This window comes from Streptomyces sp. NPDC085937 (genome assembly GCF_044540535.1).
Taxonomy (GTDB): Bacteria; Actinomycetota; Actinomycetes; order Streptomycetales; family Streptomycetaceae; genus Streptomyces.
In genome coordinates, this window is the sequence record NZ_JBITSH010000007.1 from 302,923 (window position 1) to 315,718 (window position 12,796).

10 protein-coding genes are annotated in these 12,796 nt (G+C 71.4%); 3 read left to right on the top strand and 7 right to left on the bottom strand.

The window, feature by feature from the left end; genetic code table 11:
* Positions 1-90: 90 nt before the first annotated feature.
* Positions 91-1,854 carry an aspartate--tRNA ligase gene (gene aspS, locus ACIF8S_RS17945; protein WP_400000013.1) on the top strand — a complete coding sequence of 588 codons (1,764 nt, stop codon included), beginning with the start codon at positions 91-93 and terminating at the stop codon, positions 1,852-1,854.
* A gap of 60 nt (positions 1,855-1,914) precedes the next feature.
* Here aspS and ACIF8S_RS17950 read toward each other — a convergent pair whose 3' ends face one another.
* From ACIF8S_RS17950 to ACIF8S_RS17965, 4 genes are all read right to left on the bottom strand, one after another.
* The gene (locus ACIF8S_RS17950; protein ID WP_400000014.1) at positions 1,915-2,193 is read right to left on the bottom strand and encodes a hypothetical protein; all 279 of its coding nucleotides are present in this window, start codon (positions 2,191-2,193) and stop codon (positions 1,915-1,917) included.
* Between the two features lie 133 nt (positions 2,194-2,326).
* Complete coding sequence (locus ACIF8S_RS17955) at positions 2,327-2,692, bottom strand: PH domain-containing protein (protein WP_048457137.1); 366 nt, start codon at positions 2,690-2,692, stop codon at positions 2,327-2,329.
* 127 nt (positions 2,693-2,819) lie between these two features.
* The gene (metG, locus tag ACIF8S_RS17960) at positions 2,820-4,436 is read right to left on the bottom strand and encodes a methionine--tRNA ligase (RefSeq protein WP_400000015.1); all 1,617 of its coding nucleotides are present in this window, start codon (positions 4,434-4,436) and stop codon (positions 2,820-2,822) included.
* Positions 4,437-4,537: 101 nt separating this feature from the next.
* Positions 4,538-6,262, bottom strand: coding sequence for a VWA domain-containing protein (locus ACIF8S_RS17965; RefSeq protein ID WP_400000016.1), 1,725 nt, complete (start codon positions 6,260-6,262; stop codon positions 4,538-4,540).
* 295 nt (positions 6,263-6,557) lie between these two features.
* Between ACIF8S_RS17965 and ACIF8S_RS17970 the strand changes: the two genes are divergently transcribed.
* Positions 6,558-8,642: a PhoX family protein gene (locus ACIF8S_RS17970; protein ID WP_400000017.1), complete on the top strand. Its 2,085-nt coding sequence runs from the start codon at positions 6,558-6,560 to the stop codon at positions 8,640-8,642.
* A gap of 52 nt (positions 8,643-8,694) precedes the next feature.
* On the opposite strand, the gene ACIF8S_RS17975 is transcribed toward ACIF8S_RS17970, so the two are convergent.
* The gene (locus tag ACIF8S_RS17975) at positions 8,695-9,612 is read right to left on the bottom strand and encodes a LysR family transcriptional regulator (protein WP_400000018.1); all 918 of its coding nucleotides are present in this window, start codon (positions 9,610-9,612) and stop codon (positions 8,695-8,697) included.
* Positions 9,613-9,836: 224 nt separating this feature from the next.
* On the opposite strand from ACIF8S_RS17975, the gene snpA reads away from it, so the two are divergent.
* Positions 9,837-10,493: a snapalysin gene (snpA, locus tag ACIF8S_RS17980; RefSeq protein WP_400000019.1), complete on the top strand. Its 657-nt coding sequence runs from the start codon at positions 9,837-9,839 to the stop codon at positions 10,491-10,493.
* Positions 10,494-10,551: 58 nt separating this feature from the next.
* On the opposite strand, the gene ACIF8S_RS17985 is transcribed toward snpA, so the two are convergent.
* Both ACIF8S_RS17985 and ACIF8S_RS17990 read right to left on the bottom strand, forming a co-directional pair.
* On the bottom strand, positions 10,552-11,559 hold the full coding sequence (locus tag ACIF8S_RS17985; RefSeq protein ID WP_400000020.1) for an endonuclease/exonuclease/phosphatase family protein: 1,008 nt from the start codon (positions 11,557-11,559) through the stop codon (positions 10,552-10,554).
* 113 nt (positions 11,560-11,672) lie between these two features.
* Positions 11,673-12,635 carry a hypothetical protein gene (locus tag ACIF8S_RS17990; protein WP_400000021.1) on the bottom strand — a complete coding sequence of 321 codons (963 nt, stop codon included), beginning with the start codon at positions 12,633-12,635 and terminating at the stop codon, positions 11,673-11,675.
* Between the last annotated feature and the right edge of the window lie 161 nt (positions 12,636-12,796).

Consider the following 12,796-nt stretch of genomic DNA (forward strand, 5'->3'; position numbering starts at 1 on the left):
GGCGGAGCAGCGATCTTGGCCCGGCCGGTAGGCTTGGGGGAGTTTCACGTGAAACAACGACCCCGATCCGCGAAGGCTGGATGAACGACGATGCATCGGTACAGGTCCCACACCTGCGGCGAGCTCCGCGCCTCTGACGTCGGCACCGACGTCCGGCTGAGTGGCTGGCTGCACAATCGGCGCGACCTGGGCGGCATCCTCTTCATCGATCTGCGTGATCACTACGGGATCACGCAGCTGGTGGCCCGTCCGGGCACCGAGGCCTACGAGGCGCTCGACAAGCTGTCCAAGGAGACCGTCGTCCGCGTCGACGGCCAGGTCGTCTCGCGCGGCACGGAGAACGTGAACCCCGACCTGCCGACCGGTGAGGTCGAGGTCGAGGTGGGCGCCGTCGAGGTGCTGGGCACCGCGGCCCCGCTGCCCTTCACCATCAACGCCGAGGACGGCGTCAACGAGGAACGGCGCCTGGAGTACCGCTTCCTGGACCTGCGCCGCGAGCGCATGCACCGCAACATCATGCTGCGCACGCAGGTCATCTCGGCGATCCGCCAGAAGATGACCGCGCTGGGCTTCAACGAGATGACCACGCCGATCCTGTCCGCGACCTCCCCCGAGGGCGCGCGCGACTTCGTGGTCCCCTCGCGTCTCAACCCCGGCAAGTTCTACGCGCTGCCGCAGGCCCCGCAGCAGTTCAAGCAGCTGCTGATGATCTCGGGCTTCGACCGCTACTTCCAGATCGCGCCCTGCTTCCGCGACGAGGACGCCCGCGCCGACCGCTCGCCGGGCGAGTTCTACCAGCTCGACGTCGAGATGAGCTTCGTCGAGCAGGAGGACGTCTTCCAGCCGATCGAGAAGCTGATGACCGAGCTGTTCGAGGAGTTCGGCAACGGCCGTCATGTGACGTCGCCGTTCCCGCGTATCCCGTTCCGCGAGGCGATGCTGAAGTACGGCTCCGACAAGCCCGACCTGCGCGCCCAGCTGGAGCTCGTCGACATCACCGACATCTTCGAGGGCTCGGAGTTCAAGGCGTTCGCCGGCAAGCACGTGCGCGCGCTGCCGGTGCCGGACGTCTCCGGCCAGCCGCGGAAGTTCTTCGACCAGCTGGGTGACTACGCGGTCTCCCAGGGCGCGAAGGGCCTGGCGTGGGTGCGCGTCGGCGAGGACGGCTCGCTGACCGGCCCGATCGCCAAGTTCCTCACCGAGGCGAACGTCGCCGAGCTGACCAAGCGCCTCGCCCTGGCCCCCGGCCACGCGGTGTTCTTCGGCGCGGGCGAGTTCGACGAGGTCTCCAAGATCATGGGCGCGGTGCGGGTCGAGGCCGCCAAGCGCGCCGGCCAGTTCGAGGAGAACGTCTTCCGCTTCTGCTGGATCGTCGACTTCCCGATGTACGAGAAGGACGAGGAGACCGGCGCGATCGACTTCTCGCACAACCCCTTCTCGATGCCGCAGGGCGGCCTGGAGGCTCTGGAGACCCAGGACCCGCTGGACATCCTCGGTTGGCAGTACGACATCGTCTGCAACGGCGTCGAGCTGTCCTCGGGCGCGATCCGGAACCACGAGCCGGAGATCATGCTCAAGGCGTTCGAGATCGCGGGCTACGACCGCGAGACGGTCGAGGACAAGTTCGCGGGCATGCTGCGCGCGTTCCGCTTCGGCGCCCCGCCGCACGGCGGCATCGCCCCCGGCGTGGACCGCATCGTCATGCTCCTCGCCGACGAGCCGAACATCCGCGAGACCATCGCCTTCCCGCTCAACGGCAACGCCCAGGACCTGATGATGGGCGCGCCGACGGAGCTGGAGGAGATCCGTCTGAAGGAGCTGCACCTGTCGGTGCGGAAGCCTCAGCCGAAGTAGTCCGTAGCGCGGAGAAGGGGCCCGGAACCGTGTCGGTTCCGGGCCCCTTTCCGTTGTCGCTCATGGCCGGACATGCCGTCGGCGCTCTTCACCGGCCCACTCCCTGGCACAGGCGTCCATGTGCGTCAGCAGCCAGCATCTGAAGCCGTAGCACACGAGGTCGACTTCCGCGTCGGACAGACCCGCGCGGGCACCGATGTCCGAGAACCTCTCCCGGAACACCGACCTTGCGCTGTCCACGGGCATTTCCTCGATCACCACCAGCCTGATCAGGCTGGTACACAGTTCCCACAACTCGGCCTTGAACTCGTGCGCGAGTTCCACGATGTGCTTTTTCATGAGGTGCCGATGACACCGATCGAAGCACCAGGCCTTCGGTCGACGTGCCTGTCAGATGCGGTAACCATGAGGGCGAGTCTGATACGCCCACAACCTGCGTGCGGCGCTCGTGGCCGTGACTCACACGATCGGGTCAGCGGGCTACGAACTGGGTGAGGATGGCCTGGACCTCGTAGATGTCGACGCCCTTGGTGAAGGTCTTCTGAATCGGGGTCGGGGCGCCGGAGATCCAGATCTTCAGTTCGGCGTCGAGGTCGAAGTGGCCCGCGGTCTCCACCGCGAAGTGGGAGATGCTGCGGTACGGGATCGAGTGGTACTCGGTCTTCTTGCCGGTGATGCCCTGCTTGTCGACCAGGATCAGCCGGCGGTCCGTGAACAGTATGGTGTCGCGGATCAGCAGGAACGCCGCGTGCACCTGCTCGCCGTGGCCCAGGAGCCGGGCGTAGTCCTGCTGGGCCTTGGCCGGGTCGACGGTGTGCGCGTTGCCGAAGAGTGCCATGGATGAGATCCCCCCATACGTGTCGTGACGGCGGTCGGGTGTCCGGCCGCCCTGGCGTGATCTTCGCAAAGCAGAGGGCCCCGGGAGAAGGGTCGTTCTCTTCCGGGGCCCTGCTGTAGCGAGCGTGTTACGCGGTGGGCTTCTCCTCCAGGCGGGGGAAGAGGACCGCGCCCTTGGTGATCGTGGAGCCGGACGGGAGCAGGCCCCAGGTGCCGGACTCCTGGACCTTCTGGTCCGCGAGGGCGCCGAGACCGGCCTCCGCGCCGAGGGACTCCCAGAGCTTCTGGGAGGTCTCCGGCATGATCGGGTTGAGCAGGACGGCCACCGCGCGGAGCGACTCCGCGGCCGTGTAGAGGATCGTCGCCAGGCGGGCCTTGCCCTCCGGCGAGTCGTCCTTCGCGACCTTCCAGGGCTCCTGCTCGGTGATGTAGCCATTGACCTGCTTCACGAAGTCGAAGACCGCCAGGATGCCGCCCTGGAAGTCCAGCTCCTCGCCGATCTTCCGGTCCGCCTCCGTGACCGCCTTCGCCAGGCCGTCGTGGATCGCCCTCTCCGCGTCGCCGTCGGCCGTCGCGGCCGGCAGCTCACCGCCGAAGTACTTGCCGACCATCGCCGCCACGCGGGAGGCGAGGTTGCCGTAGTCGTTCGCCAGCTCGCTGGTGTAGCGGGCGGAGAAGTCCTCCCAGGAGAAGCTGCCGTCCTGGCCGAAGGCGATCGCCCACAGGAAGTACCAGCGGTACGCGTCCACGCCGAAGTGCGAGGTCAGGTCCTGCGGCTTGATGCCCGTCAGGTTGGACTTGCTCATCTTCTCGCCGCCGACCATCAGCCAGCCGTTCGCGGCGATCTTCCCGGGGAGGGGGAGGCCCTGCGCCATCAGCATGGCCGGCCAGATGATCGCGTGGAAGCGGAGGATGTCCTTGCCGACCAGGTGCACGTCGGCGGGGAACGTCGACTCGAACTTCTCCGGGTTCTCGTTGTAGCCGACCGCCGTCGCGTAGTTCAGCAGCGCGTCGACCCACACGTAGATGACGTGCTTGTCGTCCCACGGGACCTTGACGCCCCAGTCGAACGTCGAGCGGGAGATGGAGAGGTCCTGCAGGCCCTGGCGGACGAAGTTCACGACCTCGTTGCGCGCGGACTCGGGCTGGATGAAGCCCGGGTTGGCCTCGTAGTGCGCGAGGAGCTTCTCGCTGTACTCGCTGAGCTTGAAGAAGTAGTTCTCCTCGCTGAGGATCTCCACCGGCTTCTTGTGGATCGGGCACAGCTTCTGGCCCGCGTAGTCGCCCTCGCCGTCGAGCAGCTCACCGGGGAGCTTGTACTCCTCGCAGCCCACGCAGTACGGGCCCTCGTAGCCGCCCTTGTAGATCTCGCCCTTGTCGTACAGGTCCTGCACGAACTCCTGGACGCGGTCGGTGTGCCGCTTCTGCGTGGTGCGGATGAAGTCGTCGTTCGCGATGTCGAGGTGCTCCCACAGGGGCTTCCAGGCCTCCGTGACGAGCTTGTCGGCCCAGGCCTGCGGGGTGACCCCGTTCGCCTCGGCCGTACGCATGATCTTCTGACCGTGCTCGTCCGTGCCGGTGAGGTACCACACCTTCTCGCCACGCTGGCGGTGCCAGCGGGTGAGCACGTCGCCTGCGACGGTCGTATAGGCGTGGCCCAGGTGAGGAGCGTCGTTGACGTAGTAGATGGGGGTCGAGACGTAGAACGCCTTCGCCCCCTGCTTCTCTGATCCAGTGGCCGCCATGGTCGAAATCCTACTGGTCCCGACGAGATCGACTCACACGCGTTTCGGGGGGTGGACGGGGCTCCGTCCACCCCCCGGGGGGCGCGTAGGGGCTGAGGTTCCTACGGGCGCCAGGACGCCAGGACGCCCTCGTAGAGCTCCTTGTCCGTGAGCTCGCGGGGGGTGGGGCCCGCGTGGAAGAACGACGTGTTCTCCGTCTTGAGCTTGCGGAGGTAGTCGAAGGCCTTGTTGTCGTGCTCGCCGAAGGCGACGAAGGAGAAGAACACGTTGGGGTGGTTCTTCGCGGCCTCGGTGAGGGCCTTGGTGGCCGGGGTCTTCGCGTCGGGGGCGCCGTCCGTCTGGAAGATCACCAGGGCGGGGGTGCCGGCCGGCTCCTTGGCGTGCTGTTCGAGGACCGCCTCGACGGCTGCGTGGTAGCTGGTACGGCCCATCCGGCCGAGCCCTGCGTGCAGGTCGTCGATCTTGTTCTCGTGCTCGGTGAGGGTGAGCTCGCCGGTGCCGTCCAGCTCGGTGGAGAAGAACGTCACGTGCAGCGTGGCCTCGGTGTCGAGGTGCGCGGCGAGGGCGAGGGTCTGCTCGGCGAGGGCCTGGGCGGAACCGTCCTTGTAGTACGGACGCATGGAGGCGGAGCGGTCGAGCACGAGGTGGATCTTGGCGCGGGCGCCGGTGAGGTCGTTCGCCTTGAGGACGGCGCCGGCTGCCTTGTAGGCGGTGGTGAGGGTGGTGTTACGGAGGGTGGAGGCGGGGGTGGCGGGGCCCGTTGTTCCGGCCTCGGCTTCGCCTTCGGCCGGCTTTTCGTTCCCACCCGCACCACCCGTGCGGGTCTCGTTGTCGGGTGCGGGTGGCCCCTGCGGGGGCTGCTCGCCGTCGGCGTCCGCGGGAGCGGCTGCCGCCGCTTCGGCCGCGGCCTCAGGCTTTGCCTTGGCAGCAGCGGCGGCCTCAGGCTCGGCCTCCGCCTTGGCCTCCGGTTCGGCGGCGGCCTTCGTTTCGGGCTGCGCCTCAGGCTCGGGCTCGGCGCCGGCCTTCGGCTCCGTCTTGGCGTCGGCCTTCGGTTCCGTCTTGGCCTTGGGCTCGGGCTCCGTCTTGGCGTCGGCCTTCGGTTCCGTCTTGGCCTTGGGCTCGGACGTCGCGTCGGTCTTCGGTTCCGGCTTGGCTTCGGGCTTGGGCTTGGCCTCGGGCTCGCCTTCGGGACCGGTCTCCGTCTCGGGCTCGGGGGTGGCGGGGGTCGCTTCCGCCTCGGCGTTCGGCGCGGCCTTCGCCTCGGGCTTCGGCTCCGGGGCGGCCTTCGCCTCGGGCTTCGGCTCCGGGGCGGCCTTCGGTTCCGGTGACGGGGCCGGGTCGGTCTTTGCCTTCGGTTCCGGCTCCGGGTCGGTCTTTGCCTTCGGTTCCGGCTCCGGGTCGGTCTTTGCCTCCGGTTCCGGCTCCGGGTCGGTCTTTGACTCCGACCCCGGCTCCGGGGCCGTCTCGGCCTTCTGCTCCGGCTTCGGCTCGGGAGCCGTCGTCGCCTTCGGCGCCGGGTCGGCCGCCGGCTCCGGCGCGGACGCGGGCTTCGGGTCCGTCGACGGGGTCGGGTGGGGGACCGTGATCTTGTCGAAGGCGGCGCTCACAAGGTCGTGTTCGTCGCGTTCGCGCTGTTCCGGGACCGTCGGGGTGGCCGGTGTCGGCTCGGGGGACGGGGACGGGATCGTGGGTTCCGGGGACGGTTCGGGCGTGGTCGGGGCGGCCGTTTCCGTCGCCTCGGCGGCCGGCGCCGCACCCTCCGCTTCGGCGGGCCTCGCTTTCCGTGACCGTCCGAACGCGTTCCGCAGGAGAGTGAGAATGCCCATGTGCGCAACCCTTCGCGTGAGTTGATGCCCGTCAAACCCTGGCCAGGACGGACACGTAAGGTTAGCGGCCCTTGTGGGCGATCTTGGGCAGGGTGGGATGTGCGGGATCGTATATGTCAAGGGCGCGATCCGGCCTGTGGACGACCACCCGGCCACCCCGGCCATCCGGCCCGCTCGCACGCACCGCCCTTGATGCCACCGCGGCTTCACCCGTCGTTCATCCCGGCGCCCGGTCGCCGCACCCGTGTGCTCCTACGGTCACGCTGACACCTCGGGCTCGCCAAGGAGAGAACACGTGCGAAAGCTGCTGCCGTTGATCGGAACGCCGTCCCGTTCGCACCCGGGCGGACGGTCTGCCCTGACCTGTCGTTTCCGGTGTGGTGACGCCTGCTTCCACGAGGTGCCCAACACCAGCGCCAACGCGTACGTCGGTGACGTCGTCGCCGGGGCCCTCAGCCGGCGGTCGGTGATGCGTGCCGCCGCCGTCGTGACCGTCGCTGCGGCCGGTGCCGGGGTGGCCGGTGTCGCCACCGCTCCCGAGGCCAGGGCGGAGGCGGCAACGGCGGCCGGGGCCGCGAAGGGTCACCGCCCGCCCAAGGGCGGCGCTCGCGGCCTGCGGTTCACGCCCGTCGCGCCCAACACCCGTGACGCCGTCACCGTGCCCGAGGGCTACCGGCAGAACGTCGTCATCCGCTGGGGCGAGCCCATCCTGCGCGGCGCGCCCGCCTTCGACCCCGAGCGGCAGAGCGCCCGCGCGCAGGCCGGACAGTTCGGGTACAACTGCGACTTCCTCGCGCTGTTGCCCTTGAAGGGCGAGCGCCACCGGCAGTTGCTGGTCGCCAACCACGAGTACACCGACGAGATCCTCATGTTCCGGGACTACGACCCGCAGAACCCGACGCGCGAGCAGGTGGAGATCGCCTGGGCCGCGCACGGTCTCGCCGTCGTCGCCGTGGAGGAGGACCGCGGGAGCGGCAGGCTGACGGCCGTCGGACGGCACCACCTGAACCGGCGGCTCACCGCCACCTCCGAGTTCCGGCTCACCGGGCCCGTCGCCGGCTCCGACCTGGTGAAGACGTCCGCCGACCCGAGCGGCACCCGGGTGCGCGGCACCCTCAACAACTGCTCCGGCGGCACCACCCCGTGGGGCACCACCCTGCACGGCGAGGAGAACTTCAACCAGTACTTCGCCAACGGCAGCAGCGCCACCGACAAGCGGTACGGGATCGGCACCGGCGCCACCGAGCGCAAGTGGGAGCGGTTCGACAAGCGGTTCGACCTCGCCCAGGAGCCGAACGAGGTGCACCGCTTCGGCTACGTCGTCGAACTGGACCCGTACGACCCCGACTCCACGCCCCGCAAGCACACCGCGCTCGGCCGGTTCAAGCACGAGGCGGCGACCGTGCGGCTGACGCACGACGGGCGTCCGGTCGTCTACTCCGGCGACGACGAGCGGTTCGACTACTTCTACAAGTTCGTGAGCAGCAAGCGGATGCGGCACGGTGACAGCCGCGCGGCCCGCGCGCACAACCTCACGCTGCTCGACGAGGGCACGCTGTACGTCGCCCGGCTGACCGGCGACTCGCCCGCCATCGAGATCGACGGGACGGGGAAGCTGCCGGCGGACGGCGAGTTCGACGGCAGCGGCGAGTGGATCCCGCTGGCCACCGCGACCGCCCGCGGCGCCGTCTCGCACGTGGAGGGCATGACCGCCGAGGAGGTCTTCGTCTTCACGCGCCTTGCCGGTGACAAGGTGGGCGCCACCAAGATGGACCGGCCCGAGGACATCGAGCCCAACCCCGTCACCGGCAAGGTGTACGTCGCGCTCACCAACAACTCCAACCGCGGGACCGGCGCGAACCCCAAGGCCGACGAGGCCAACCCGCGCCACGCCAACAAGCACGGCCACGTCCTGGAGCTCACGGAGCGCTTCAACCGGCCGGAGAGCACCCGCTTCGCCTGGTCGCTGTTCCTGGTCGCGGGCGACCCGGACGACCCGGCGACGTACTTCGCCGGGTTCCCCAAGGACGCCGTCAGCCCGATCTCCTGCCCGGACAACGTCGCCTTCGACGCGCACGGCAACCTCTGGATCTCCACCGACGGCAGCGCCCTCGGCTCCCACGACGGCCTCTTCGGTGTCGCCACCCGCGGGGAGCGGCGCGGGGAGCTGAAGCAGTTCCTGACCGTGCCCACGGGTGCCGAGACCTGCGGGCCGGTCGTCCAGGACCGGCGGGTGCTGGTCGCCGTGCAGCACCCGGGCGAGGTGGACGGGGCGACCGTGGAGCGGCCCGCCTCCACCTGGCCCGACGGTCCCGGGACGTACGTCCGCCCGGCCGTGGTCGCGGTGTGGCGCGCGGACGGGCGGGACATCGGCGTCTGACGCCGGAGGACGGACGGCGTGACCGGGAGCGGCGGCGGGGCCCACGCGGGCCTCAGAGCACCAGCTCCTCCAGCCACTCCCGGTACGCGGGTGCCTGCCGTGCCACCTCCCGGTACGCCTCCGCGAGGTGCGGGTAGACGCCCTCCAACTCCGTCTCCGTACGCGCCGCCAGCAGCAGCCGTACGCCCAGCGGGTCGCCGTCGATGCGGCGGACCGCCGTCTCGGGGCGGGAGGGCGACGTCGGCTGGCAGACGGTGACGACCTCGCCGATCGCCACCAGCGACGCGGCGGTGTGGTAGTCGCCGTGCAGCACGGGCGGGTCGATCCCGGCCCCGCCCAGCATCCGTCGTACGGCGTCCCACTCGCCGTCGACCGCGGGGTCGATCATCCAGCGGTCGTGTGCCAGATCGGACAGGTGGACGACCGGGCGGGCGGCGGCCGGGTGGTCGGCGGGCAGGGACACGAACTGCGGTTCGCGGGCGATGAGGACCCGGGTGCGCAGGTTCTCCGGGACGCGCAGCGGGCAGCCCTCGACCTCGTGCACGAACGCGACGTCGAGCTGCCCGTCGGCGACCATGCGCAGCAGGGCGTTGGCGGAGACGTCCATGTGCAGGGTGGGTTCCTGCCAGTGCCGGCGCAGCCGTCGCAGCCAGCCGGCCAGGGCCCTGCTGGCGGTGGAGCCGATGCGCAGCTGCCGGCCTCCGACGGCGGCGGCGCGGGCCTCGGTCACCAGGGAGCGCAGCTCGGTGACGAGCGGACGGGCGCGGCTGAGCACCAGCCGGCCCAGTGGGGTGGGACGGCAGCCGGTGCGCGCACGGACGAACAGGGCACCGCCCAGCTCCTGTTCGATGCGCCGCAGTTGCGTGCTCAACGAGGGCTGGGCCACGCCGAGGTGGCGTGCGGCTCGGTGCAGACTGCCGGTGTCGGCGATCGCGCACAGCGCCCTGAGGTGCCGGACCTCAAGCTCCATGCCCCGGGAGCGTAAGCGGGAAGTTCAGCTTTCACCAGACACCCAAAACCCGCCTGTCCAGACGTAGTCGGACGTCGGTGACACACGGCAGGGGTGCGCTGCGACACATGGCCGGGGAGCGGCGATAGCCCGGTCCTATCACCGGTTGCCATCATCACAGCGGCCGCACGGGCGCGGAAACTCACCGGTGACACATGACTCACCCCCCACCCAAGGAGTCATCGATGCGCCTGCGCATGCCCCTGTCCGTGCTGAGCGCGGCCGGTCTGAGCCTGACCGCCCTCGGCCTCGGTGCCGCCCCGGCCGGCGCCGCCGCCGCGCCCGTGTACGACGGCTCGTCCGAGGAGGCCGCGGCCAACCGCGCGTTCTTCGAGGCCGTGCTGAAGTCGGTGGCCGAGAAGCGGGCCGCCGACCCCACCGGCGCCGCCGCCGTCACCGTCGTCTACAACGCCTCCCAGGCGCCCACCTTCGCCACGCAGATAGCCCGCAGCGCCCAGATCTGGAACAGCTCGGTCTCCAACGTGAGGCTCCAGTCGGGCACGTCGGGCGCGGACTTCTCGTACCGCGAGGGCAACGACTCGCGTGGCTCGTACGCCTCCACCGACGGTCACGGCCGGGGCTACGTCTTCCTCGACTACGCCCAGAACCAGACCTACGACTCGACGCGGGTCACCACGCACGAGACCGGTCACGTGCTGGGTCTGCCGGACAACTACTCCGGTCCGTGCAGCGAGTTGATGTCCGGTGGCGGCCCCGGCCCGTCCTGCACCAACGCCACCCCGAACTCCGCCGAGCGCTCCCGGGTGGACCAGCTGTGGGCGAACGGATTCGCGGCCGCGCTGGACCGGGCGGAGAAGGCGCTGGAGAAGTCCGCGCGCTGACCGGTGTGTGTCCCGACCGGTGCGGGCCGTCCTCGACGAGGGCGGCCCGCACCGCCGTTCAGCGGCCCGCGTGCAGGGTGAGGTCGACGACGAGCGCCCGGTGGTCGGTGCCGCGCAGGTCGAGGAAGCGGGCGCGGTCAGCGGCGAACTCCTCGGAGACGAGGACGTGGTCGATCTGCGCGCCGAACGCCGGGGCGGTGCGGGCCGGCCAGGTCGGTGTGCGGTCGGCGCCGTCGAGGCGGGCCGCGTCGCGCAGCCCGGTGTCCAGGACGCGCCGGAAGGCCGCGTGGTCCTGGGAGGCGTTGAAGTCACCGGCGAGCACGGTCGGGACGTCCGGCGCGGCGGCGGCCGCGTCCCGCAGCCGGTCCAGCTCCCGCTGCCACAGCGGCACCTGGCCGGGCAGCGGCGGCATGGGGTGCGCCAGTTGCAGCCGTACGGTGCGGCCGGCGACGTCGGCGGTGGCGCCGGGCATGCCCAGGGTGCCGGGGACGCCGGTGGTGGGCCGGAGCGGGAGGCGGCTGAGGATGACCGAACCCTCGGAGCCGTCGCCCGCCACGGCGCTGCGGTGCGGGTAGGCGGCGGAGAGGTCCCGTTCCAGGTCGGCGTCGCAGCGGCGGTCGCACTCCTGGACGAAGACGAGGTCCGGTTTCTCCCGTCGCGCGGCGTCGACGAGCGGGCCGGTGGCCCTGCCGTACTCCACGTTCGAGGTCAGTACGCGCAGGTGCGCGAGGGGCGGCCCCGCCGGGTCCTCCGTCCTGCCGTACGGCTCGATGTACCAGGCCAGCAGTCCCAGCAGGGCCACGCCCCACACGGCGCCGGCCCACCAGCGGGACCGCAGGGTGAACAGCAGTCCGGCGGCGGTCGGGACCAGCAGCCAGGGGAGGAAGGCGAGCAGCTGGGGCACGGGGGTCACGCCGTCGGTGTCGGCCACCCGGCAGCCGACGACCACGCTCACCCCGGCGAAGAGCAGCGCCGCGCACCAGGCGGCGGGACGCCGCAGTCCGCGGGCCTGTCGTCCCTCCCACGCGTCGTCGGGGACGGTCGGGCCGGCCGTCGCAGTCCTCACCGTTGCCGCCTTCCGCTCGCGGGCGCGATGCCCGGATCCTCCCTCAAGGACGAGGAGGCGGGACGGCGGGTTGCCGGAACGGGCGGGTCGGGAGGGTCGGTGGCGAGGGCGGGTCAGGTGCGGGTGCCGGTCGGAGCCGGGGTGGGTGCGGGGTCAGGGGCGCCGCCTGTGCGGAGGCGGTCGCGGTGGCGGGCGGGTACGCCGCTCAGCCAGGTGAGCAGGGCCGCCGCCGCGCCCACGGCGAGGAGCAGCCAGGACGCCGTGCGCAGGGTGGCGGTCAGGGCGTCGTAGAGCGCGGCGGCCGCCGGGCGGTGGACGGCGTCCGGCAGGTCGGCCAGGGTCAGGCGGCGGCCGGCGGCGACCGCCAGGGCGAGCAGGGCGCCGCCCAGCGCGGTGCCCAGGCCGGCGGCGGTGAGGACGCGGCGGCGGGACGCGGCGAGCGCGACGCCGGTGACGGCGAAGGTGACGGCCGTGAGGGGGAGCCAGAGGGCGGCGGCCTCCAGCAGCCGGTAGCCCCTGCGGAGCTCGGCCACCTCGTCGGCCGGCACCACCGGGACCTCGGTGTGCCGGACGGGGATGCGGTGCGCGTAGGGCATGCGGTCGGCCTCGAGCCGCTGTTTCACCTGTGCGGTGACGGGCGCGAGGTCGACCGTGACCGGGGCGTGGGCGGACGTGTCGTCGCGCAGGGCGTGCAGGAGCGCGTCGTGCACGGCGCGGTTGCCGGCCTCCCACGCCGTGCGGAATGCGTCCGTACGGGTGAAGGAGCGGATGGCGTCGCGGACGAAGGGGCCGAGGGGGGCGTCGCTGTCCGTGGTGCGTGCGTCCAGCTCGCGTACGACCTGGTCGCCCACGGCGTCGGCGACCGCGTCGCGCACGTGCGGGTCGGTGGCGAGGGGGGCGACGGTGCGGACGTAGCGGGTGGTGTCGGCGAGGTCGTGGGCGGCCCAGGCGGCCAGGACGGCGCAGGGGGTGAGGAGGCAGGCGAGGGCGAGCAGCGCCGCTGCGAGGGCGTTGCGGGTGCGGGGGTCCCTCCGGGGGGTGCGGTGGGGGGTGCGGTGGGGGGTGCCTTCGGCCACGGTTCCAGGCAAGTGCCGTGGGGGCGGGGGCGCGAGTGGGGTGCCCCCGAACGGGGGGCTTGGGTTGGGTGCGTGGGTGCGGCGGCGTGGGGGCTGGGCGCGCAGTTCCCCGCGTCCCTTGGGGGTGGGGCGGAGCGTGGGTGGGTGCGGGTGCGTGGGGG

What these genes read in the sequence shown, in the direction of transcription:
- metG (WP_400000015.1), bottom strand. Translation starts at nt 4,436, where the DNA reads ATGGCGGCCACTGGATCAGAGAAGCAGGGGGCGAAGGCGTTCTACGTC.
- aspS (WP_400000013.1), top strand. Translation starts at nt 91, where the DNA reads ATGCATCGGTACAGGTCCCACACCTGCGGCGAGCTCCGCGCCTCTGAC.
- ACIF8S_RS17965 (WP_400000016.1), bottom strand. Translation starts at nt 6,262, where the DNA reads ATGGGCATTCTCACTCTCCTGCGGAACGCGTTCGGACGGTCACGGAAA.
- ACIF8S_RS17975 (WP_400000018.1), bottom strand. Translation starts at nt 9,612, where the DNA reads ATGGAGCTTGAGGTCCGGCACCTCAGGGCGCTGTGCGCGATCGCCGAC.
- ACIF8S_RS17950 (WP_400000014.1), bottom strand. Translation starts at nt 2,193, where the DNA reads ATGAAAAAGCACATCGTGGAACTCGCGCACGAGTTCAAGGCCGAGTTG.
- snpA (WP_400000019.1), top strand. Translation starts at nt 9,837, where the DNA reads ATGCGCCTGCGCATGCCCCTGTCCGTGCTGAGCGCGGCCGGTCTGAGC.
- ACIF8S_RS17955 (WP_048457137.1), bottom strand. Translation starts at nt 2,692, where the DNA reads ATGGCACTCTTCGGCAACGCGCACACCGTCGACCCGGCCAAGGCCCAG.